Annotated in this window: 22 protein-coding genes; 12 read left to right on the forward strand and 10 right to left on the reverse strand. The window is 65.7% G+C overall.

Annotated elements, in window-relative coordinates; translation table 11 throughout:
• The first annotated feature begins 285 nt into the window (after window positions 1-285).
• The 7 genes from DEBA_RS17455 (at window position 286) to DEBA_RS15290 (ending at window position 4,007) form a co-directional block, all read left to right on the forward strand.
• Complete coding sequence (locus DEBA_RS17455) at window positions 286-1,026, forward strand: SH3 domain-containing protein (RefSeq protein WP_013259844.1); 741 nt, start codon at window positions 286-288, stop codon at window positions 1,024-1,026.
• Between the two features lie 27 nt (window positions 1,027-1,053).
• Window positions 1,054-1,269 carry a hypothetical protein gene (locus tag DEBA_RS15265; RefSeq protein WP_013259845.1) on the forward strand — a complete coding sequence of 72 codons (216 nt, stop codon included), beginning with the start codon at window positions 1,054-1,056 and terminating at the stop codon, window positions 1,267-1,269.
• Window positions 1,266-1,682, forward strand: a complete 417-nt coding sequence (locus DEBA_RS15270; protein WP_013259846.1) for a hypothetical protein — start codon at window positions 1,266-1,268, stop codon at window positions 1,680-1,682. The genes DEBA_RS15265 and DEBA_RS15270 overlap by 4 nt, the downstream gene beginning before the upstream one ends.
• A 31-nt stretch (window positions 1,683-1,713) precedes the next feature.
• Window positions 1,714-2,343: an RNA polymerase sigma factor gene (locus DEBA_RS15275; protein ID WP_013259847.1), complete on the forward strand. Its 630-nt coding sequence runs from the start codon at window positions 1,714-1,716 to the stop codon at window positions 2,341-2,343.
• A gap of 2 nt (window positions 2,344-2,345) precedes the next feature.
• Complete coding sequence (locus DEBA_RS15280; RefSeq protein ID WP_013259848.1) at window positions 2,346-2,681, forward strand: hypothetical protein; 336 nt, start codon at window positions 2,346-2,348, stop codon at window positions 2,679-2,681.
• Window positions 2,672-3,175: a hypothetical protein gene (locus DEBA_RS15285; RefSeq protein ID WP_013259849.1), complete on the forward strand. Its 504-nt coding sequence runs from the start codon at window positions 2,672-2,674 to the stop codon at window positions 3,173-3,175. Before DEBA_RS15280 ends, DEBA_RS15285 begins: the two co-directional genes overlap by 10 nt.
• A gap of 139 nt (window positions 3,176-3,314) precedes the next feature.
• The gene (locus tag DEBA_RS15290; RefSeq protein ID WP_013259850.1) at window positions 3,315-4,007 is read left to right on the forward strand and encodes a hypothetical protein; all 693 of its coding nucleotides are present in this window, start codon (window positions 3,315-3,317) and stop codon (window positions 4,005-4,007) included.
• On the opposite strand, the gene DEBA_RS15295 is transcribed toward DEBA_RS15290, so the two are convergent.
• A complete protein-coding gene (locus tag DEBA_RS15295) occupies window positions 4,004-4,900 on the reverse strand; it encodes an acyltransferase (RefSeq protein ID WP_013259851.1) in 897 nt (298 codons plus the stop codon). The two genes, DEBA_RS15290 and DEBA_RS15295, sit on opposite strands and share 4 nt — an antisense overlap.
• A 409-nt stretch (window positions 4,901-5,309) precedes the next feature.
• Here DEBA_RS15295 and DEBA_RS15300 point away from each other — a divergent pair, with 409 nt between their 5' ends.
• Genes DEBA_RS15300 through DEBA_RS15315 form a run of 4 tightly spaced genes read left to right on the forward strand, consistent with a single transcriptional unit; the run spans window position 5,310 to window position 11,485 of the window.
• Complete coding sequence (locus tag DEBA_RS15300; protein ID WP_043814650.1) at window positions 5,310-6,830, forward strand: SLC13 family permease; 1,521 nt, start codon at window positions 5,310-5,312, stop codon at window positions 6,828-6,830.
• A 33-nt stretch (window positions 6,831-6,863) separates the two neighbouring features.
• Complete coding sequence (locus tag DEBA_RS15305; RefSeq protein WP_013259853.1) at window positions 6,864-7,367, forward strand: CBS domain-containing protein; 504 nt, start codon at window positions 6,864-6,866, stop codon at window positions 7,365-7,367.
• 21 nt (window positions 7,368-7,388) lie between these two features.
• Window positions 7,389-10,019, forward strand: a complete 2,631-nt coding sequence (locus DEBA_RS15310) for a PEP/pyruvate-binding domain-containing protein (protein WP_013259854.1) — start codon at window positions 7,389-7,391, stop codon at window positions 10,017-10,019.
• A 41-nt stretch (window positions 10,020-10,060) separates the two neighbouring features.
• On the forward strand, window positions 10,061-11,485 hold the full coding sequence (locus DEBA_RS15315; protein ID WP_013259855.1) for a transferase: 1,425 nt from the start codon (window positions 10,061-10,063) through the stop codon (window positions 11,483-11,485).
• Window positions 11,486-11,541: 56 nt separating this feature from the next.
• On the opposite strand, the gene DEBA_RS15320 is transcribed toward DEBA_RS15315, so the two are convergent.
• The 5 genes from DEBA_RS15320 to DEBA_RS15340 all read right to left on the reverse strand — a co-directional run bounded on the left by DEBA_RS15320 (window position 11,542) and on the right by DEBA_RS15340 (window position 14,325).
• Window positions 11,542-11,742 (reverse strand): hypothetical protein, encoded by a 201-nt coding sequence (locus DEBA_RS15320; protein WP_013259856.1) that lies wholly within the window; start codon window positions 11,740-11,742, stop codon window positions 11,542-11,544.
• A gap of 161 nt (window positions 11,743-11,903) precedes the next feature.
• On the reverse strand, window positions 11,904-12,239 hold the full coding sequence (locus DEBA_RS15325) for a hypothetical protein (RefSeq protein WP_013259857.1): 336 nt from the start codon (window positions 12,237-12,239) through the stop codon (window positions 11,904-11,906).
• Window positions 12,239-12,604, reverse strand: a complete 366-nt coding sequence (locus tag DEBA_RS15330) for a hypothetical protein (protein WP_013259858.1) — start codon at window positions 12,602-12,604, stop codon at window positions 12,239-12,241. The genes DEBA_RS15325 and DEBA_RS15330 overlap by 1 nt, the downstream gene beginning before the upstream one ends.
• Before the next feature lie 3 nt (window positions 12,605-12,607).
• Window positions 12,608-13,363: an orotate phosphoribosyltransferase gene (locus tag DEBA_RS15335; RefSeq protein WP_013259859.1), complete on the reverse strand. Its 756-nt coding sequence runs from the start codon at window positions 13,361-13,363 to the stop codon at window positions 12,608-12,610.
• Between the two features lie 71 nt (window positions 13,364-13,434).
• Window positions 13,435-14,325 (reverse strand): DUF2156 domain-containing protein, encoded by an 891-nt coding sequence (locus DEBA_RS15340; RefSeq protein WP_013259860.1) that lies wholly within the window; start codon window positions 14,323-14,325, stop codon window positions 13,435-13,437.
• A 186-nt stretch (window positions 14,326-14,511) separates the two neighbouring features.
• Here DEBA_RS15340 and DEBA_RS15345 point away from each other — a divergent pair, with 186 nt between their 5' ends.
• Window positions 14,512-15,753, forward strand: a complete 1,242-nt coding sequence (locus tag DEBA_RS15345) for a serine hydroxymethyltransferase (protein ID WP_013259861.1) — start codon at window positions 14,512-14,514, stop codon at window positions 15,751-15,753.
• Window positions 15,754-16,423: 670 nt separating this feature from the next.
• On the opposite strand, the gene DEBA_RS15350 is transcribed toward DEBA_RS15345, so the two are convergent.
• The 4 genes from DEBA_RS15350 to DEBA_RS15365 form a co-directional block, all read right to left on the reverse strand.
• The gene (locus tag DEBA_RS15350) at window positions 16,424-17,014 is read right to left on the reverse strand and encodes an HD domain-containing protein (RefSeq protein WP_013259862.1); all 591 of its coding nucleotides are present in this window, start codon (window positions 17,012-17,014) and stop codon (window positions 16,424-16,426) included.
• Window positions 17,011-17,568 (reverse strand): FmdE family protein, encoded by a 558-nt coding sequence (locus DEBA_RS15355; RefSeq protein WP_013259863.1) that lies wholly within the window; start codon window positions 17,566-17,568, stop codon window positions 17,011-17,013. The genes DEBA_RS15350 and DEBA_RS15355 overlap by 4 nt, the downstream gene beginning before the upstream one ends.
• 84 nt (window positions 17,569-17,652) lie before the next feature.
• Window positions 17,653-18,639, reverse strand: coding sequence for a diguanylate cyclase domain-containing protein (locus tag DEBA_RS15360; protein ID WP_013259864.1), 987 nt, complete (start codon window positions 18,637-18,639; stop codon window positions 17,653-17,655).
• Window positions 18,640-18,761: 122 nt separating this feature from the next.
• Complete coding sequence (locus DEBA_RS15365) at window positions 18,762-20,543, reverse strand: SGNH/GDSL hydrolase family protein (RefSeq protein ID WP_013259865.1); 1,782 nt, start codon at window positions 20,541-20,543, stop codon at window positions 18,762-18,764.
• Window positions 20,544-20,559: the final 16 nt, after the last annotated feature.

A 20,559-nucleotide genomic window follows, 5' to 3' on the forward strand; every position in this document is an offset into this window, starting at 1 on the left:
GCCCGTCAGGCGATCCCGAACGCCAGGCCGGCCACCGGGTTTATCAAAACGAAATGCGCCGAAAGATGTCAACAAATTTCAGCCGCCAAGCGCGGCGTGGAGTCGGTGGCGGTTTGGCGCTAAAATGCATTAAAGACGCATTTTGGCGTAACCGCGCCACGACCGGGCGCGATTTATAAACCAAGCAAGGCGTGGGTTCGGCCGCCGGCCAACCCGCGCGGAGAGGAAAAAGCCGTGCCTGGCACGAAAGCTTTTGACCAAAGGCCCCGCGCCAGAAGTCGTTTGATGGCGGCGCTGGCGGTGTGGTGCGCTTTTTCGGTTTTGTGTTGGCCGCCGGCGGCTCTGGCCCGCCCACCGCACCAGCCAGACGGCGACCAGGGCCGGCCCGATGGGGCCCACTACTACAAGCCCGGCGATCAAGGCCGACCCGACGGCCCCAAATATTACAAGCCCGGCGATCAGGGCCGGCCCGACAAGCCGGCGCGCCACCACCCACCGGGGCCGGGCTACAACCAGCGGGTCGATCACCTGCCCAAGGGCTACCACCCCGTCAAGGCGGGCCGCGACCACTACTATTATTATGGCGGCCGCTATTATCGGCCCCACAACCATGGCTACGTGGTGGTCCGGCCGCCGGTGGGCGTGTGGGTGCCTTCGCTGCCGCCGGGCTACGTCAGCGTGGTCATCGGAGCGATGACCTACTTCGCCTTCATGGGCGTGTTTTACGAGCGCACGCCCACCGGCTACGTGGTGGTGGCCCCGCCGGCCCCGGCGACCATCGCTCCGCCCACCGTGGGCGGCGCGGTGTTCGGCACGGTCACGGTGATGGCGCCCTCGCTCAACGTGCGCGGCGGGCCCAGCCACAACCAGGTGGTGATCCTGGTGCTGAACCAGGGCGAGGTGCTGTCGGTGGTGGGCAGCGTGCCGGGCTGGCTCTACGTCGTGCTGCCCAACGGGCAATATGGCTGGGTTGACCAGAACTACACCACGCCCATCGTCCCGGCGGCCCAACCGGCGGCCGGCTGATGGCTTGAAAGGACAAGGATGTTGGCGATGACCCGCTTGATTACGCCGGAAGAGCTACGCTGCCTGTTTGGCCTGACGCCGCCCAGCCCCGAGTTGGAGCGCCGCCTGGCCGACGAAGAGGCCAGGCGGCAGGCCACGGCCATCGCCAGCGCCATCCGACACCTGGCCGCGGCCTTGGGTCGCCTCAACCGCGAGGGCTCGCTGGAGGCCGTCGGCCGACGCCACATGGAGCAATATCGATGAAACGCATCTTGATTTTGCTGATGATCACTTGCCTGTTGCCGGCCTGCGCTCCCGGCCCGGGCGGCGGGCCGCCGGGCCGCGGCGAAGGCGGCGGCCCCAGCCTGGAGCAGCGGGTCGATCGCCGGGTGTCGCTGTTGGCCTCGCGGCTGCACCTGAGCCAGGAACAGGCCGCTCAACTCAGGCCGATCATCGAGGCCGACATGCGCCAGCGCCAGGCCCTGCGCGAGCAATACCAAGACCTGCCGCTCCACGAGCGCACCAAAAAACTGAGCCCGCGCCTGGACGCCCTGACCGAACGCACCGAGGCCCAACTGGCCCAGGTGCTGGGGCCCGAAGGCATGCGGTCCTATCATGAACTGATGAGCCAGCTCGAAGACGGGCGCATGCCGCGTCGGCCGCCCAGGTACTACTGATGAGCCCCCGGCGACGGGCCTCGAGTAACCGGTGCGCGGAAGCGCCCACGAGATCGGCCAGTTGACAGAAGCAACCGCGCACAGCCACGGCCCGAACGACTGGGAAATAGTCGAACGCGTCGTCGCGGGCCAGACCCGATGGTTCGAAACGCTGATCGAGCGGCACAAGGGCCTGGTGGCCCGCATCGTCGGCGCCAAGGTGCCCCACGAAGACGCGCCCGAGGTGGCGCACAAGGTGTTCATCACCGCCTTCGAGTCGTTGGCCGGCTATCGGCCGGTGGCGCCATTTGAAAACTGGCTGGCCACGCTGGCCGTGCGCGCCTGTTGCGATTATTGGCGCCAACGCCAACGCCAACGCGAAATACCCCAGGCCGCGCTCTCCGAGGAGCAACTGGCCTGGTTGGAGGCCGCCGCGGCCCAGGACGCTGGGGCGCGGTCCATGGCCGGCTTCGAGGCCCACGACCTTTTGGATTGGGCGCTGGGGCGGCTTTCACCCCAGGATCGCATGGCGCTCACGCTGCTGCACATCGAGGGGCGTTCGGTGGCCGAGGCCGCCGAGCTGATGGGCTGTAGCGGAGCCAACGTCAAGGTGCGGGCGTTTCGGGCGCGCAAGAGGCTGCGCGACGTCATCGCCGGCGAAATCGACCACCGGGGAGTGTGAAGATGGGTATATCTCGCCAAGGGGCCCAACGGGCCATGACGCGCCTTTTGCGGGCGCAGCCAGCGCGGCCGCCGCTGGAGCTGGACGCGCGCTGGCAAGCCGATCTCATGCAGGAAATCCTGGCCAAGGCCGCCGGTGACGCGGTCGGCCTGGCCGTGCGCTGGCGCGCGCACGCCGCCGGCCTGATGCTGCGCTTCGCCGGCGCGGGGGCCTGCCTGGCCGCGGCCCTGCTGCTCTACGTGATGATCTTCGGGCCCGACATCGACACCCAGGCCGCGGCCCTGATCCTGGACAACCCGGCCGTGGACCCGGCGGCGGGAGGCCAGTCATGGTCTTGAGCGGCCCCGGTCGAGGCGGCAAGTGGCGGCTGTGGGCCGGGGTGCTGGCGGTGTTTTGCTGCGGCCTGGTCGTGGGCGCGGCGGGGGGCGCGCTGTGGGAGCGGACCCAGACCGTGGCCCGGCTGGAAAAGCTGCGCGGCCAAGGCGGGCCGATCCTGGCCAAGATGGCCATGGAGCGGCTGACGCGCGAGCTGAACCTGCGCGCCGAACAACGGGACAAAATCCAGCCGATCGTCGAAGCGGCCTTTGAGGAGGTCCACGCCATCATCGACCAGACGCGGCCCAGGATGGACGCGGCCCTGCAAGGGGCCGCCGAACGGATCAAACCATTGCTGGACGCCGAGCAAGCCAAGCGCCTGGACCAGGGCGGCCAATGGCGCATGCTGCGGCCGCCGCCCCCGCCGCCCCCGCCCGCCAACGACCGGGGGCCGGCTGGGCCGCCGCCTGGTTTGCCGGGCGGCCCGCCGCCCATGGAGCGTCAACCGCCGCGCTGAAGCCGGCTTCAGTCCGCCGTGGCGGTTTTTTTGCGCCGTCGGCGTAACCAGGCCCCTCCGCCAAACGATTATGATTGCATGAAGGCCGCTCAGGGAAGGGCGGCCCATGCCTGCCACACCATCAATCGGGAGGATCGCCGTGGCCATGGATAGCTCGGCGGCCGAACTGGGCCTGATCGAGGAGACCTGCCCTTTTTGCGGAAGCAAACAGCCCTATATCCTGGGCGACGGCCGCCGCAAGTGCCGTTCCTGCCGCGTCAAGTATACGCCCCTGCGTCGCCCCGGCCGCCTGGACGACGCCCTGATCCAGCGTTTGGCCGGCCATTTCTGGCGCATGGACTCCATCGACCTGACCGCCGGCCAACTGGACCTGGATCGCAAAACCGTCCAGCGCTATTTTGGCCTGCTGCGCCGGGCCATCGCCGAGCGTGGCGAACGCCGGGCGGCCATGATCGCCGCCGAGGCCAAGATCGACAGCCTCTACCTGGGCCGGTTGAGCCCGCTGGGCGGCGTCAAACGTCAAGACACGGTCACGGTCTTTGGCCAGGCCGTGCGTGATGGGCTGGTGTACCTGATCATGGCCGCGGCCATCGCCGATTGGTCGGGGTTGGATCTGCGGGGCCTGCGCCGCGTGGGTCACGATGGCCGGCCCTTGGCCGACGAGGACAACGCCTTCTGGCCCTTTGCCCGGCAGCGCCTGAAGCATTACCGCGGCGGCTACAAAAAGCAACTGCCGCTGTATCTGCGCGAGATGGAGTTCCGCTTCAACCACCGCGACGACCCGGCGGTCATGCAGAAGTTGGCGGCCATGCTGGCGGCCCGGCCGCGCTAGTTGTTTTTGGCCAGCATCTGGCCCAGGCGGCGGTCTTTTTCCCGCCACAACTCGTTGAGCCAGTCCTGGAAGCGTTGACGGTATTCCAGATCGTTGAAGTAGTCGCCCAACTGCTCCTTGGTGATGGGCATGGCCTCCACGCGCACGCGCACCTCCTGGACCTTGCCGCACAAAAGGGCCCACATGCCCTTGGCGCCCTTGGGGTAGGCGATGGTCACGTCGAGCATGTGATTGAGACAGTGGCCCATGGACGAAAGCACCACGGCGATGCCCGCCGCCTTGGGCCGCAGCAGGTGGGCGTAGGGCGACTCCTGGGCCTGGTGCTTGCCGCGCGAAAAGCGCGTGCCCTCGACAAAGTTCATCACCGAGATGGGGATGTGCTTGAATTTCTGACAGGCCTTGGCCGTGATGGCCACGTCGCGGCCGGCCAAGTGGGGCTTCTTGGCCAGCTTGGCCTTGGAATAACGCTTCATGAAGGGGAAATCCAGGGCCCACCAGGCAAAGCCCATGACCGGCACCCAGATCAGTTCCTTCTTTAAAAAGAACTTCAAAAACGGCACCTTGCGGTTGAACACCCGTTGCAGCACCAGAATGTCGGTCCAGCTCTGGTGGTTGGCCAGCACCAGGTACCACTGACGGCGGTCCAGGCCCTCCAACCCGCTCACCTCCCACTCTATCTTGTTGAACAGGCGCAAAATGAAGTTGTTACAGCCGATCCAACTGGTGGCGATGGTGTTGAGAACCCGGTCGCAGACCTTGCGCCAGGGCCGCCAAGGCACGACGAGCTTGGCGAAGGCGGCGAGGGTCAACACGACGACGTGGGCCAGGGTGTGCAGAATCATCAGCACGAACGCCAGAGATCCCTTTAGCCATCCGGGCAGTCGGTGGAGCATCTTAGAGCCTCTCCTGGTGAATATTATTCATTTTAGATGCGGCACTTAAAATATAAGTTCGATTGTTGGCCTGTCAATCAATATCCCATGGTTTTTTTGCCCGGTCGCGGCCCCGCCGGCCACGGCCACGGCCGGCGGGGCCAAAAAAACCTTGCCCGCCGCCAAAGCGCCTTTGCGAAAAATTGCACCAAATGTTACTGTTTGACGGGCGCGGAGAGTCTGTGGAGAGGCTCTCGTCAGCTCGCCGTTCGCATGGAGCTTGCCCCACGATGGCGCGTGGGGTTGCGGACGACCGGGCCGCGTCAAGTTCACCCTCGCCGATTTCTTGCTGAGCACCACTGGAGGAAAACGAGACATGACCGGTCAAGCGACCCCAACAAGTCAAGGGCCGTCGGGCGGCCTGCCTCCGATGCCAGACACCATTGTCGTGGCGCCGGAGAAAAAGAGCATCGACTGGAAAAGGCTGATCTTTCTTTTCTTGGGCCTGGGGCTTTTCGCGCTGTTTTTCGCCATGCCCGCCTTTGATCCGGCCGTGGACCCGCGCAACGAATCATTTCCCCTGACCCGTGAGGCCCAACTGGCGTTGGGCCTGTTTTTGTTGGCCAGCACCTGGTGGATCTTCGAGGTCGCGCCCATCGGCGTGACCGCCATCATGATCGGCCTGATGCAGGTTCTGTTCTACATCCGCGAGCCCGAAAAGGCCCTGGGCGACTTCCTCTCGCCGCCGGTGTGGTTCATCTTCGGCTCGCTGGTGCTGGGCATGGCCTTCACCAAGAGCGGCCTGACCAAGCGCATGGCCTACAAGATGCTCAATCTGGTGGGCGAGCGCACCTCGATGATCATGCTGGGTTGTTTCGTCATCATCGCCCTGATGACCCACCTGATGGCCCACACCGCCGTGGCCGCGGCCATCTTCCCGTTGTTGATGGCCATCAACGCCCTCTACACCGACAAGGAAGGCCCCACCAAGTTTGGCAAGGCCCTGTTCATCGGCATGGCCTACGTGGCCGGCGCGGGCTCGATCTGCACCTACCTGGGCGCGGCCCGGGCGGTCAGCGCGGTGGGCTTCTTCAAGGAGATCACCGGCAACGACATTTCGTTCTTCGAGCTTTCGCAGTTCATGATGCCCGTGGGCTGGATCATGGTCTTTTTGCTGTGGGGCTTTTTCATGCTGGTCTTCAAGCCCGAAAAGCCGCGCATCGAAAACCTGCGCGAGCGCGTGGCGGCCCTGGCCAAGGAGCAAGGCGCCATGACCATCAAGGAATGGCTGGTGCTGATCACCACGGTGGTCGTGGTGGGCCTTTTCATGGCCAAGAGCCTGATCCCCGCCGACGCCGCCGCCCAGAGCGGTTTCCTGGGCTTCATCAAGGGCATGGACCGGCCGGGCATCATCCTCATCGCCACGATGATCTTCTTCCTGACGGGCGTTTTGGACGTCAACGACCTGGAGGCCATTCCCTGGAACATCGTGCTGCTCTTCGGCGGCGCCATGAGCATCGGCTACTGCCTGTGGCAGACGGGAGCGGCCAACTGGATCGCCGTGCACTGGCTCAACATGTTCACCCAGGCCCCGCCGCTTTTGTTCGTGCTTTCCATCGCCTTCTTGGTGTTGATGATGACCAACTTCATCATGAACGTGGCGGCCATCGCCATCTGCCTGCCGGTGGCCCTGGTGGTGGGCAAGTACCTCGGCGTCGAGGCCTACGTGATCCTCTTCGCCTGCCTGGTCACCGCCGGCATGCCCTTCAACCTGCTCATCGGCGCGGCGCCCAACGCCATCGCCTACGAGTCCAAGCAGTTCACCACGGGCGAATTCTTCACCTGGGGCTGGGTGGCCAACGTGATCCTCATGGTGGTGCTGACCCTGGCCATCCTGGTCATCTGGCCCATGATGGGGCTCAGCCTGTTCACCGCACCGGCGGCCGGCTAGGGCGTTTGGCTTTAGGTCAAGGAGACGAAAGACATGAACAAGCCTAGTGAACAGAAAAAAGACGTCCGGGCCCTGGTCATTCCTCTGACCGAATACCCGCACATGCCATATTGGGCCACCCTCAAGGAGGCCATCGTCCAACTGACCGTGGCCCAGCAGGCCGTGGCCCCCGGCGGCCGGCGCAAAACGATCCTCGTTTTCGACGAGGCCTATCGCCTGCGGGGCATGCTGGCCCTCAAGGACGTGCTGCGGGGCGTCGAGCCCAAGTTCAGCCAGAAATACGGCCAGGGCATCCCGGTGTTCTGGGAAGACCTTTTCGCCCAAAACGCCAAGGCCCAGTTGGTCAAGCCCATCAGCGAGTTCATGAGCCCGGTGGCGGCCACGGTCGAGGCCGGCGACAGCCTGGTCAAGGCCTCCCACGTCATGCTCGACGCCGGGCTGACCTTGCTGCCGGTGATGGATGGCGGCTCGGTCCTGGGCGTGATCAAGCTGGAGGACATCTTCCAGGAGATCAGCATGGCCATTTTGTCCATGTAAGCCACCGACAAGGTCGCGGCAATGAAGCTGCCTTGGCAAAAAAAATCCGTCGCGGACGGCGGCCGGGAGGCAATCCCGGTCGTCGCTCACGGCGGCGTCGCCCCGCCGGCCGACGATAACTCCGGCCGTCAGGACGCCTACTGCCCGTTTTCACGTCGCTACGCCCTGTTCAAGGGCCTGCTGGCCGACAATAACCGCGCCCTGGAGATCATGGCCGAGCTTCAAGGCAAGATGCACGGCCAATCGTCTTTCAACCGCGCCTTTGTCATCGACCGCGTCCAAGCCCTCCAGCGCCACGTCTCCGACATCGTCACCGCCCTCAAGGAAATGGGCCCGGGCCGTTACGACGCCCTCGACGAGGCCCTGGCCGCCGTAAGCGCGCGCATCCGCGCGGCCACCGGCCGGCCCACGCGCATGACCGACGGCCCGGTGCTGGTCTGGTTCGACGACCTGGATCAAAGCCTGGAAAATCTGGCCGGCTTCAAGGCGGCCCATCTGGGCGAGATGCGCTCGATCCTGGGCCTGCCCGTGCCCGACGGCTTCGCCCTGACCGCCTCGGCCTACAAATATTTCATGGATTACAACGATCTGTGGCCCAGGCTGCGCCAGCTGCTGGCCGGCTGCGATCTGGACGATCTCGAGCAGGTCATGACCACCAGCAAGGCCATGCGCCGCCTGGTGCTGGAGGCCGATCTGCCGGCGCTGCTGGCCGAGCAACTCAACGAGGCCTGCCGCGAACTGGCCCGGCTTTCGCCCGTGGGCTTCGCCCTGCGCTCCAGCGCCCTGATGGAAGACAACGAACCGGGCCTGGCCGGCCAATACGAAACGCTCTTGAATGTCCCGCCCGAGGACGCCCCTTGCGGCTACAAGCGCATCCTGGCCAGCCAGTTCAACGCCCAGGCCCTGCGCCGCGCCGCCCGCCGCGAAATGAACCTGGAAGACCTGGCCATGGGCGTGGCCGTGATGGCCATGGCCGCGGCCCAGTGCTCGGGCGTGCTTTATTCGCTAAATCCCAACGATCCCCAGCGGCAAGTGGTCATGATCAGCGCCGTGCGCGGCCTGGGCGTGGGCGCGGTGGGCGGGGCGGTGCACTCCAGCCTGTTCATCACCAACAAGGCCGAGCCCATCGAGATCATCAGCGAGGAGATCGCCCCCCAAGAGACCATGGTCGTGCCCGCGCCCGAATCCAACGTCTATGAAGTGGACGTGCCGGCCCATCTGGCCGAGGAGGCCTGCCTCGATCACGACCAGGTTCGCCGCCTGGCCCGGGTGGGCCTGATGCTTGAGGAGCACTACGGCCGGCCGGTGGACGTGGAATGGTCTCTGTCCGAGCGGGGTGAGCTGGCCCTTTTGCAGGTGCGGCCGCTACGCATCATCCTCAAGGCCTTGCCCCCCATCGACTACCAACGCCAGGTTGAGGGCCACGCGGTGCTCTTGCGGGGCGGCGTCACCGCTTCGCCGGGCGTGGCCAGCGGCCGGGTGGTCATCTTGCATGGCGACGACGAACTGGCCAAGGTGGCCAAAGGCGACGTCATCGTCGCGCCCAGTAGCCTGCCCGAATACGCCGTGGCCCTGGAGCACGCCGGCGCGGTGGTCACCGAGATCGGCGGCGCGGCCAGCCACCTGGCCGCCGTGGCCCGCGAGACCGGCGCGCCGGCCCTGTTTGGCGCGCCCGAGGCCACCAAGCTGCTGGCCGAGGGCCAAATCGTCACCGTCGACGCCGATCGCCAGACCGTCTTCGAGGGCCGGGTCGAAAACCTGCTGCGCCTGCACAAGCGACGCATGCTGGCCCTGGGCGAAACGCCGGCCTTCCAGACCCTGGACCAAACCCTCTCGGTGGTCACGCCCCTGCACCTGACCGACCCCCGCGCGGCCAATTTCACCCCCGAGCATTGCCGCAGCCTGCACGACATCACCCGCTACGCCCACGAAATGGCCATGCGCGAGATGTTCCGCTACGCCGAGGAAAAACCCGGCGACGCCAAGGAGGCCAGGCCCCGGCGGCTGCGGGCCGATTTCCCGCTGGAGCTTCTGCTCATCGACATCGGCGGCGGCCTGCGCGCCGGGGGCAACCCCCGCGAAGTGACCATGGACGAGGTCATCTCCGCGCCCATGCGGGCCCTGGTGCGCGGCATCGCCTCCATACCCTGGCGCGGCCCTGGCCCGGCCGCACCCGAGGCCCTGGCCCGCTCCAAGGAGCAGCGCCTCAAGGAGGCCAGCCAGATCGCGTCAAAACCAAATTACGCCATTTTGTCCGAGAACTACCTGAACCTGTCGTCGCGCCTGGGCTTCCATTTCTCCACCCTCGACACCTACTGCTCGGCCCAGGCCAACGACAACTACATCCGTTTCATGTTCAACGGCGGTGGGGCCGACCCCGACCGCCGCCGCCGCCGCACCAGGTTTGTCGGCGAAGTCCTGCGACGCAGCGGTTTCCGCGTCCAACTCCACGAAGATCAACTCCAGAGCCGGGTGGACAAATACCCCCAAGACAGCCTGGAGGAGATGCTCGAACTGATCGGTCGGCTGTGGGTCTACACCAGGCAAATGGACATGCTCATGTTCAGCGACGCCGTCGTCGACTGGTACATCGACGAGTTCATGCGCCAGCACGGCGTGGAGGCGGCCCGCGCCTCGTCGGGCAAGACCTAGGCCAACCCCAAACATCTGACCCCCAGCAAGGCGCCAGAGCAATGAACGAGATCCAAAACCTGACCGAAAGAATCATCGACCGCGTCAACATCAACCTCAGGGAGCACCACTTCGACGTGGGGCCGTACGTGCGGGGCATTGTCTCGCCCGAAAAATACATGAAATTCTATGCCTTCTATGGCCTGACCTCGCGGCACCCCGTCAGCCTCAGCTTCAAGAACAGCGCCTTGGCCGGCAGCTATTTTCTGGGCAAGTGCCAGGTCGATTTTTCCATCGTCTACAAAACCGACGTGCGCGGCGACGAACTGAAGCAAAAAGGCGACGTCTTCAAGTTCCGCGGCTTCGAGATCCCCCTGCATGACGACGAGCGCATCCGCATCCAGGACAGCATCATGCACAAGACCCTGGTGCACAATTTCTCCCACGACCCCGAGTCGCCCGAAGAGTTTTTCATCGTCAGCTCCGTGAGCCTGCACTACGCCAACATCCACGGCGCACCGGTGGAGGGCAGCTTTTTCGGGCCCTTCGCCACGGTGGACCTGACCACCGTCCACGACAGCGTGGTCGGGGCCTATTCCTACGTGCAGACCGGCGAACTGATGCACAAGCGCATCGAGCCGGGCCAGGTCTGGATCGCCTCCAAGGAGGACGGCTTCGATTTCCGCTACAGCTATTCGCCCGACGTCCTGGCGCGCTACGTCAAGGTCAACGAAGGGGCCGACCCCAGCGGCATTTTCATGGATTTCATCAACGAGCGCAAAAACGACTTCGAGGGCGCCTTCGCCCTGGCCCCCTACGACTACAACCAGGACGTGCCGCGCGGGGCCTCGGTCAGCAACTATTCGGTGCTCCTGGGCCGCACCAGCCTCAGCGAAAACGTGCTGGTGGCCCAGCGCTGCTACCTGCTCGACGCCCAGATGGGCGTGGGGGCCAACGCCCAGGAAAACTGCTTTGTCATCAACTCCAAACTGGCCGGTTACAACGTCACCGCCCACGGCGGCAAGATCATCAACGCCGACATGGACCGCCAGTGCTTCGTGGGCTTCAACTCCTTCCTGCGCGGCCTGGAGCAACAGCCCCTGAAGGTCGGCCCGGGCTGCATCGTCATGCCCCACACCATCATCGACCTGCGCGAGCCCCTGGAGATCCCCGGCGGCCAGGTGGTCTGGGGTCATATCCGCGACAAGCGCGACCTGGAAACCAACAGCATGTCCATCGAAAACCTGGCCAAGATCCAGGGCGAGATCAGCATGGGCGGCATGCGCTTCCAGGGGGCCGGCGGCGTGCTGGTCGAGGCCTTCAAGCACCGCATCGAGCACATCCTGGAGGCCAACGGCGCCTTCTACGACGGCGACAACAATCGCGGCCACGCCCAGGATCACGAGCGCGTCTCTTTCAACATCCTCCAGCCCTACCGCGACGGCGCGCGGGCCGGCATCTACCCCACCACCATCATCCAGCCCTGAAACGACCGTGGGGAGGCCACAATGGCCTCCCCACGTTTTGCGCCGCCGCCCGCCGCTCAGGCCCCCGACGGCCGGGCCTCAACCATCTTGAAGCCCAGTTCGTCACCGCAGACCCGGCAATAATAGGCGTATTTCTCGCCGTCCGGCAAAACCAGCAGCAGCTTCAGACGCACCGGCTGGGCTTGGCCGCATTTGGCGCAAAACAGGCTTTGAGCCTCCAGGCCGCCGAAGCCGGCCCCGCCGCGCTGGTCGTCCATGGCCAAACCTCCATCGCTCGCAAATTGCTTGCCGTGCAAGGCGCGCCCTCTGGCGGGCCATCGGTGGCCCGCTCCGGCCACTGCCTGGCCGCATGGCGTTTCAGGCCGATAACATCATGTTAATACATCGTATTTATTGATTCAACCATGCAAGGGCCCCGTCACGTGCCGATAGCCAGCTCTTCCAGCAGCCGATCGGCGAAACGCAGGGCGAAATCGCGCTGGGCCTTGCTGGCGTAGCCGATGCAAGGGCAGCGCATGCCCTTGGCCGAGCGCACCAAAAACTCCAGACGCAGGCAATCGCCGTCCAAGACCACGGCCAGGCGGTGGGGCCCGCAGCTCTGGGCGTGGGCCAATTGCTCGGCGCTCAGCAGGTCTGGCGGCAGATTGAGCCAATAGACGTCGCCCAGGTTGCTGGGCTCCAGCACCCGCGCCAGGTGCTCGCGAAGCCTGTCCATGTCGGCGGCGGCGATCTCGTCGAGCAAAAGCGAACGCATCAGCCTTGCTCCTCGCCGGGGCCGCCGCGCTCGTCGGCCTCCAGCCGCCGGCCGGTGACAAAGGCGTCGATGACGCCATAAAGCCACAGCGGCAGGGCAATGGCCATCATCAGCCACAGCCAGCCCAGACCGCCGGCGGCCAGGCGCTCGACGATGGCCATCCAGGGGCCCAGCTCCGGGCTGGCCTGATCGAGGGTGGCGATGGCCGCCCACAGCTTGGTGGTCAGCAGCGCGAAAAAGATCAGAAACAACAGGCTGGAGGCCGAAACCATCAGGCCGGCCTTGCGCACCTGCTTGTTGTGGAGCTGGCCCACGCCGGGCATGATCAGGGCGCTGAGCAGCGCCGCGCGGATGGCCCTGCCCATGGCTCAGCCCTCCCGGCCGTAGACGGCCAGGTATTGCGCCAACCGATCCATCAGTTCGTCGTCCAGGGGCCGCCACTGGCCCTCCACCAGCACGTTCTGGCCGCTTTCGCGCAAAAACCCGGCCGCCTGGCGGATGCCCAGCAGCGACCACACCGGCAGGCCGGTCTTTTGGCCAAAGGCCGCCAGGGCGTCGGCCCCCCGCGCGCCCTCGACGACCTTGCCGGCGGCGTCGTGCACGGCCTGGGTCTGCTGGCGGTCCACCGCCAGCGCCACGCCGACCACGCGGGGCGCCTCCGCGCCGAAGTGGGCCGCCACCTTGTCCAGCAGCTCCAGCTTGGTGGCCATGGAGGTGCCCACGTCGTCGATGATCAGCGCCCGGCTGGCCGGGCCCAGCGCGCCGGTGACGAACATGCCCGCCTTGCCGGCGTGCTCGCCGTGGGTCTTGGCCTCCTTGCGATCGTAGTCAAAGGCCAGATCCAGGCCGTGCTCCAGGTGCAGGGCCATGGCCGCGGCCTGGGCCATGGCGCTGCCTTTGTACGATGGCCCCAAAAGCACGTCCACCTGGCCGGCCAGGCCCTGGTCCACGAACCAATCGGCAAAGCAACGGCCCAACTCCCACGAGAGGCGGCCGGTGCGAAACACCCCCAGGTTGACGAAATACGGCGTGGGCCGGCCATCCTTGAGCCGCAGGCCCTGGCGGAACAGCAGAGCCCCGCTCTGGGCCAGCAGGGTGGCCAGCCTCTTTTGATAGTCTTTCATGCCATCTCCCCAAAAAAGTGCGCTTTCGACCGCCAGCTATAGCAAAGCCAGGGCCATCGCGCAAGGGCGGCTCAGGCCGGCCGCACGTCGAATTTTTCGATCATCAGCGCCGGCCGGTAGGACTCCTTGGCCGCGCGCAGGCCCTCCAGGCCCAGGTCTTGCTCGCGGTTGACGTATTTGACCTGGCCAAAGGCCGCCGCCGCGAAGTCGCGGTTGATCACGGCGTAGAGCCCGGGCAGGTCGGGGTTGGCCTTTTCGATGTGAATGACGGCGGTGTCGTCGTTTAGCATCTCGCCCAGGCTGAAGGCCTCCACCCGGCCCTGGACGCAGATGGCCCCGCCCACGTAGTCGAGCTTGTCAAAGTTGCTGAGAGCCTCCTTGATGGCCACGTCCTCGTTGATCAGGCTGGGATCGCCGCCGCATTCGCGCATTTGGCACCAGTGCTCCTGCATCTCCAGCACCTGTTCGACCAGCTCCATGTCCAGGGGCTTGTATTGATGGGGCACCGATTTGACAAACTGGTTGTAGTGGTTTTTCTTGCGGTGGTAGCGCCGACCGGCCAGATTGATCAAGTCCTCGGCCAGATAAACATAGTCGAACTGATCGCGATCGGGCCGGGCCTGGTAGGCCGGGCCGGCGGCGAAGGCCTGGACGAACGCGGCGTCGGCCCGGCGGATCACCGGCTCGTGGCCGGCCCGCGCCAGGGCCTCCAGGGCCTGGGCCATGGCCGCGGCCTTGTCGCCGGGGCCCACCGGTTGCATGGCGAAGGGCGCGCCGCCGATGGGGTCCATGATGATCTGCAAACAGCCCTGGATCATGGCCCAGCGCGGCCGGTAATGGCCCCGCCACATGAACAGGTTGGTGAAGCTCAGTTCGGAAACGCGCGGGCGCGCGTCCCGCAGCAGGGGCTGGAGCGCGCCGATGTCGGCCAGCTCCAGGGGTTTGTAGTCTTGGATGTTCATCGCGCTCCCGTTGGCCCGGCGGGCCGTGCTGGTGGTTGCGAACTGTTTTTATATACTTTAACCCCTGGCGGGCCGCCCGGCAAACGGGCCGTGCCGCGTGCGATCGGCGGCGTCCGCTGGCGGCGTTGACAAGCCTTGGGCAAGGTGGGATATTTACCACTTCACCACGCCACGAGGACAAGACCCATGGACCAACTCCGCGAAACCGACTCCCAGATCGCCGAACTGATCCAGCGCGAGGCCGCCCGTCAGGCCAACGTGCTGCGCATGATCCCCTCCGAAAACTACGCCTCGGCGGCGGTGCTGACCGCCACCGGCTCGATTTTGGCCAACAAATATTCCGAGGGCTACCCGCGCAAGCGCTACTATCAGGGCCAGGAATTCATCGACCAGATCGAGGAAGTGGCCGTGCAAAGGGCCAGGGCCCTGTTCGGGGCCGAACACGCCAACGTCCAGCCCTACTCGGGCAGCCCCGCCAACATGGCCGTCTACCTGGGCCTGCTGGGGGCCGAGGGCCGCGTGATGGGCATGGATCTGGCCGCCGGCGGCCACCTGACCCACGGGGCCAAGGTCAGCTTCTCGGGCTCCTACTACGACGTGCGCCAATACGGCCTCAGCCGCGAAAACGGCCTCATCGACTACGAGGCCGCCCGCCGCCTGGCCCGCGAGTTCCGGCCCCAGCTCATCTTCTGCGGCGCCTCCAGCTATCCCCGGATTATCGATTTCGCCATTTTCGGCGAGATAGCCCGGGAAGTCGGGGCGTTTCTGGCCGCCGACATCAGCCACATCTCGGGCCTGTGCGTCACCGGGCTGCATCCGCACCCCCTGCCCCACGCCGACGTGATCACCACCACCACCCACAAGATGCTGCGCGGCCCGCGCGGCGGCATGATCCTCTGTCGGGCCGGCCTGGCCCCGGCCATCGACAAGGCCGTCTTCCCCGGCCTGCAGGGCGGACCCCACAATCACGTCACCGCGGCCATCGCCGTGGCCCTCAAGGAGGCCTCGGGGACAGCGTTCGTGGAATATTGCCGCCAGATCGTGGCCAACGCCAAGGCCCTGGCCGACGAACTGATGGCCCGGGGCTTCAAGCTGATCACCGGCGGCACCGACAACCATTTGGCGCTGATCGACGCCTCCTGTCGCGGCCTGACCGGCAAGATCCTGGCCCAGGCCATGGAAAAGGCCGGCATCGTGGCCAACGCCAACAAGATCCCCTTCGACCCCCGCTCGGCCAACGACCCCAGCGGCGTGCGCCTGGGCACGCCGGCCCTGACCAGCCGTGGCATGAAGGAGCCCGAGATGCGGCGGGTGGCCGCGTTGATCGACCGCGTAACCGACGTGGTCGGCGACGAGGCGGCCCTGGCCAAGATCCGCGCCGAGGTCGAGGAAATGTGCGCCGCGTTCCCCGCGCCGGGCATAGCGTAACGGGCGGTTTAATTTTTTGAACCACGCTTTTACTTGTGATGACGGCATGTTGACCGCAACGATCTTCGCCGGGCCTGGCTTGGCGGTACAAAAATTTGAACCAGTGGCGACGCGGGCAGAGGACAATGGCCAGGCCAATGCCGGGCCATCAACCGATAACATGCCGATATTAAACGCTAAATACGAAAACAAAAAGGGTTGCGCCAAAGCTGGCACCGCGCTTGCAACGTCCTAGAGGCGACCAGCTTCCAACCCTTTTTCTCCTTTCCAGAGAGCGCCGGCGCCCACCGGCGCTCTCCCAGTTTTAGCCACCCGCGTTGGCCGCCAGGCCAGGCCCCAAAAACTTACGCCAGCGTAAATCGGCCACATAAAACGAGAGTGCTGCACGGGGGCGTCCTGCCCCGTGCAGCATCGGCTTGGCAAAAGCGCGGTTTTGCCAAGCCTCACAAATCGCTCGCCTAATCAGGCTCGCGATTTGGCGCGCCGTCCATGGCGCGCTTCGGCCGCTGCACGTTAGAATTTATGTTTCACAGGTTATCATCTGTTTTTACAACATTTGTTATGTTTCACCGTGCAGCGGCCTCAAAACCAACGCCGCCGAAAGCCGCGCGCCGAAAAAAAACGCCAGGCCCCCTCGAGGGCCCGGCGTGTTGTTTGGCCGCGATCGCCTTCAGCGCGGCTGGCGGTCGCCGTTACGCACCCACAGCTCCTCGCGGTCCTCGAACCACCAGTCCGACCACTTGGCCTCCAAGACGGCCTCGGCCAACTGGCGGCCAGCCTGGGTGCGGATGCGCTTGAGGGCGTAGAACAGCCAGCGTTCGGCGTTGGGATTGCCCTGGTCCCATTGTTCCTTCAGTTCGACCATGAAGTCGATCTGGTCGGCGTCGTGGGCCAACTGGGCCTCGGGGCTCTGGCCGGCGTTGAACTCCTCGACCAGTTCACGCACCCGCCCGGCCAGGGCCGGGGCCAGCCGTCTGGTGGCGTGGTCCAGGGCCTTGGCCTCGTCGGCCTGGCAATAGCGCTTGTTGACGTAGTTGAGATCGCCCGTGCGGGCCTCGGCCAGATCGTGGTGCAAAAGCATCAGCGCCACCCTGGCCGCGTCCAGGCCTGGTTGCTCCAGGGCCAGCCAATAGCCGATCAGCGCCGCGCGAAAGCTGTGCTCGGCCACGGTCTCGCGGCCGCCGCCCAAAAAGGCGTAGCCGGTGCGGACCATCTTTTTGAGCATGCCCGCCTCGAAGACGAAATCGGCCAAAGCCTTCACGACTGCTGGCCCTCCTTGGCCGCGCAGGCCCGGCACAAGCGACGCTCGCCGATCAACACCGTGCGGCTGGGCTGGGTCATCTCGCCGCAGGAGTCGCAAGGCTGGCTGCGTTCGATCACGGCCTCGGCCGGCGGTGGAACGTCCACCTCGCGCAAGGCGAAAAGCGCGTCCTCGGGGGCCGTCAACAGGGCCTGGATGAAGCCCTGGCGGTCCATGGAGCCGTCGGGCAGGCTTTTGCGCAGCTTGTCGCCGACAAACAGCGCCCGCACGGCCCGGCCGCTCTGGCGATCGTGGAGGGTGAAGGCCTGTTTGCCGTGGTCGAGCCAGCGCAGGTTGCCCTTGCCCAGGGTGGTCGAAAGCAAGGCCTGAAAGGCGTCGACGCTGCACGAGTCGTTTTCGACGATGGCCACCAGTTCCTCGTCCTCGGCGCGGCCGGCGTCCAGCCGCGCTTGCAGGGCCTTGACCGCGCGGTAGCCGATGAGCAGGCCGGGACAGAGATGACCGTGAAAATCCACGGCGCGTCGCAGATCGGCGGGCAGTGCTTGCATGTCCATCTTGGCCGTCCTTTCGGGCAAAGGGTGCATGGCCAAGATGATATCCCCGTCGCCGCCTCGTCGCAAGCGGCCAGGGCGGCGGCCTCAGCCGGCGCAGGCCCGGACTTGATTGCGGCCCAGGCTTTTGGCCTGGTAGAGGGCTTGGTCGGCGGTTTGGATCAGCGTCGCGGCCTCTTGGCCCGGCCCCGGCGCGAGCGCCGCCGCGCCGACACTCACCGTGACGTGGTCGGCCACGGACGCATGGCCGTGAGGCAGGCCCAGCGCGCTCACCGCGGTCAGCACGCGTCGGGCCACATCCGTCGCGCCGTCCGGGTCCGCGCCGGGCAGGATCACCGCGAACTCCTCGCCGCCGTAGCGGGCGGCCAAGTCGCCCGGCCTGGACACGCAATCGCGGATGGCTTGGGCCACTTGCTTGAGACAGACGTCGCCCTGTTGGTGACCGTGGGCGTCGTTGTAGGCCTTGAAAAAATCTATGTCGATCATCAGTAGGCCCAACGGCTCTCCGCGACTTTGGGCGCGCCGCCATTCCCGGGCCAGGGCCTCGTCGAAATAGCGACGATTGGCCAAGCCGGTCAGGCCGTCGACCATGGCCATCTTACGAAGCAATTCGTTGGCGGTTTTTAGCTTGCCGTTGGCGACTGTCAACGCGTCGGTGAGGAGCGTCAAGTCCCGTTCGCGGGCCTTGCGTTGGTCGGTTTCTCGCTTGAGGCGCGTAGCCGAGCGCACTCTGGCCGAGATGTCAATGGCCTTGAGCGGCTTGCTCAAAAAATCCATGGCCCCGGCCTCAAAGGCCTTTTGGAGAAGGCTTTCGTCTTTTAGGGCGGTGACGATAATGATGGGCAGGTCGCGGCCAGCCTCGGCGCCCTTGATCATCCGGCAGGCTGAAATGCCGTCCATGGAAGGCATTTCCACATCCAAAAGAACCACATCGATATCATCGCGCTTGCGCAAAATCTCCATGGCCTCGCTGGCCGAGCCAGCCAGAATGGCCTCGGGCAGACCTTGGTCGCGCAGCATGGTCTGCATGGCCATCTGCTGGAAGCGGGAATCGTCGACGATCAAAATGCACATTTTTGGTAGGACGAACCTCCGGCTCAATATGCGTCATATGCTTAAATAATAAACCATCGTCGACGGCCGGCAAGGGCAAATCGCCGGCGGCCAGGCGCAGGCACGCCCCGCGCCGCATCCGCTTACTTGCGGGGCTGGTCCACCGGCCGGCCCTCCTTGGCAATGGCGGCGATGATGCCCTTTTCGGCCAATTTTTCCACCACGGCCTGGGCGATGAGTTCATGGGCCGTGGCGTTGGGGTGCCAGTCTTTTTCACCGGCCCACAGCGCCTGGCTCATGGCGTTGAGTTGGCGCTTTTTCAGGTAAGCTTCGTAGATCGGCGTCATGTCCACGGCGGCCAGGCCCACCTTGCGGGCGGCCTGGGTGACGAAGGCGGCCTCTTTTTCGTATGTCTCGGGCCGGCCCAGTTCGATGCAAATGGGGTTGTAGACCACCAGGCCATAGGCCCCGTCGGCGCGCAGCATGGCCGAGAGGTCGTCGAAGCCGGCGATTACGGCGTCTTGACCGATGCTCTTGGCGTAGTGGGCGCTGACCCGTTGTCGCCATTTTTCGTCGGCGGTCAGTTCGTGAGGCTTTTTCTCACGGATGTCGTCCAGGTGACGGGTGCTGACGAACTGGTCGGCGTCGACGAAGGCGTCACGCCACAGCGGGGCCAGGCTCAGGCGCAATTGGCGCAGGATATAGCTGCGCTCCAGGGTCCAGGGCCGCACGGGCTCGAGCATCAGGCCGGGAAAGCCAAAGTCGTTTTGCATAAAGATCAGCAGCACCAGCTTGGGCTGAAAGCGGCGGCCCATCTTGCGGTAGACCGCCACCTCGTTGGCGGTGTTGTAGCTGGGGCAGCCCAAATTGAGCGTCTCCACCGGCCGGCCCAGCTTTTGGGCCAGGGCCTGGCCCACGCGCGTCAGGGCCAAGTCTTCGTGCGAGACGCCCCAGCCGAACATCACCGAATCGCCCAGGCCCATCACCCGCAGCACCCCCGGCGCGGCCGTCGGCTCGACCGCCGGCCCGCGCATGAAATAGGCGTTGGTCTTCAGCGGATGCTTGGCGAAGTAGCCGTCAAGGTTGGGCTTCAGGTTGTAGATGATCTCCAGGTCGGGGTTGGGCTGGATCATCGTCACGTAGGTGTAGGACGTCCCCCTGGCGTCGGGGGCCTGGGCGCTGTGCTGGGCGGCCAGATTGCGCGCCTGGGGGGCCATGATCAGATATTGTCGGAACAGCAACTCGGCGCAGCCCATCAGCACCAGTGAACTGACGCCCAACAGCGCCGTGGCGCCGGCCGTCCAGGCCAAACCACGGCCGGCCCAAACCCAAAAAAACACCGCCGCCAACAGCAGCCCGGCCAGGCCCCAGAGCAAGGCCGGCCTGGCCAGCAGCTCCCAACCCAGGCGCGCCGGGTAAAAGCCGACGCCGCGCAGCAGGCGCAGCCTAGACGGCGCGGCCCACGAACCCGCCTCGTTGGTGATGGTCAGGACGTTGTCGGCCTGATCCAGGGCAATGACCGCGCGCATGGTCAGCGCCGGGTTGAAGCGCTCGTAGGGCCCGGGCCGGCCCTGGCCCGTCGCGGCCTGGACCTTGGCCTGCTCCCGGCCGTTGACCGAAAAACGCAAGACCGGCGGGGCCGCCTCGTGTGTTTCGTTGAACAAAAGCTCGACGATGTATTCGCCCGGCTCGGCGTGAAACTCCACGCGCACCGCACGGGGCCGGCCGCCGGCCCAGGCGTCGGCCGGGCCGGGGATGACGCTGGGCAACAGCCCGCCGGGCATCTTGACCAGCGGCGCGGCGTCGGATTGCCGCCAAAACCTGTCCCAGTCGCCACGGCGCGTCGAGGCCAACACCTGCTGGCGCACGTCGCGGGCCAGGCCCAGCCAGGCCAGGCCGGCCAGGCAGGCGACCAGGCAAAGCAACGATACGAGCCTCGAA

It is taken from the genome of Desulfarculus baarsii DSM 2075, assembly GCF_000143965.1.
Classification (GTDB): domain Bacteria; phylum Desulfobacterota; class Desulfarculia; order Desulfarculales; family Desulfarculaceae; genus Desulfarculus; species Desulfarculus baarsii.

What these genes read in the sequence shown, in the direction of transcription:
- DEBA_RS15295 (WP_013259851.1), bottom strand. Translation starts at nt 4,900, where the DNA reads ATGCTCCACCGACTGCCCGGATGGCTAAAGGGATCTCTGGCGTTCGTG.
- DEBA_RS15305 (WP_013259853.1), top strand. Translation starts at nt 6,864, where the DNA reads ATGAACAAGCCTAGTGAACAGAAAAAAGACGTCCGGGCCCTGGTCATT.
- DEBA_RS17455 (WP_013259844.1), top strand. Translation starts at nt 286, where the DNA reads ATGGCGGCGCTGGCGGTGTGGTGCGCTTTTTCGGTTTTGTGTTGGCCG.
- DEBA_RS15265 (WP_013259845.1), top strand. Translation starts at nt 1,054, where the DNA reads ATGACCCGCTTGATTACGCCGGAAGAGCTACGCTGCCTGTTTGGCCTG.
- DEBA_RS15340 (WP_013259860.1), bottom strand. Translation starts at nt 14,325, where the DNA reads ATGAACATCCAAGACTACAAACCCCTGGAGCTGGCCGACATCGGCGCG.
- DEBA_RS15330 (WP_013259858.1), bottom strand. Translation starts at nt 12,604, where the DNA reads ATGGGCAGGGCCATCCGCGCGGCGCTGCTCAGCGCCCTGATCATGCCC.
- DEBA_RS15325 (WP_013259857.1), bottom strand. Translation starts at nt 12,239, where the DNA reads ATGCGTTCGCTTTTGCTCGACGAGATCGCCGCCGCCGACATGGACAGG.
- DEBA_RS15280 (WP_013259848.1), top strand. Translation starts at nt 2,346, where the DNA reads ATGGGTATATCTCGCCAAGGGGCCCAACGGGCCATGACGCGCCTTTTG.
- DEBA_RS15320 (WP_013259856.1), bottom strand. Translation starts at nt 11,742, where the DNA reads ATGGACGACCAGCGCGGCGGGGCCGGCTTCGGCGGCCTGGAGGCTCAA.
- DEBA_RS15360 (WP_013259864.1), bottom strand. Translation starts at nt 18,639, where the DNA reads ATGTGCATTTTGATCGTCGACGATTCCCGCTTCCAGCAGATGGCCATG.
- DEBA_RS15310 (WP_013259854.1), top strand. Translation starts at nt 7,389, where the DNA reads ATGAAGCTGCCTTGGCAAAAAAAATCCGTCGCGGACGGCGGCCGGGAG.
- DEBA_RS15335 (WP_013259859.1), bottom strand. Translation starts at nt 13,363, where the DNA reads ATGAAAGACTATCAAAAGAGGCTGGCCACCCTGCTGGCCCAGAGCGGG.
- DEBA_RS15300 (WP_043814650.1), top strand. Translation starts at nt 5,310, where the DNA reads ATGCCAGACACCATTGTCGTGGCGCCGGAGAAAAAGAGCATCGACTGG.
- DEBA_RS15355 (WP_013259863.1), bottom strand. Translation starts at nt 17,568, where the DNA reads ATGGACATGCAAGCACTGCCCGCCGATCTGCGACGCGCCGTGGATTTT.
- DEBA_RS15285 (WP_013259849.1), top strand. Translation starts at nt 2,672, where the DNA reads ATGGTCTTGAGCGGCCCCGGTCGAGGCGGCAAGTGGCGGCTGTGGGCC.
- DEBA_RS15270 (WP_013259846.1), top strand. Translation starts at nt 1,266, where the DNA reads ATGAAACGCATCTTGATTTTGCTGATGATCACTTGCCTGTTGCCGGCC.
- DEBA_RS15345 (WP_013259861.1), top strand. Translation starts at nt 14,512, where the DNA reads ATGGACCAACTCCGCGAAACCGACTCCCAGATCGCCGAACTGATCCAG.
- DEBA_RS15315 (WP_013259855.1), top strand. Translation starts at nt 10,061, where the DNA reads ATGAACGAGATCCAAAACCTGACCGAAAGAATCATCGACCGCGTCAAC.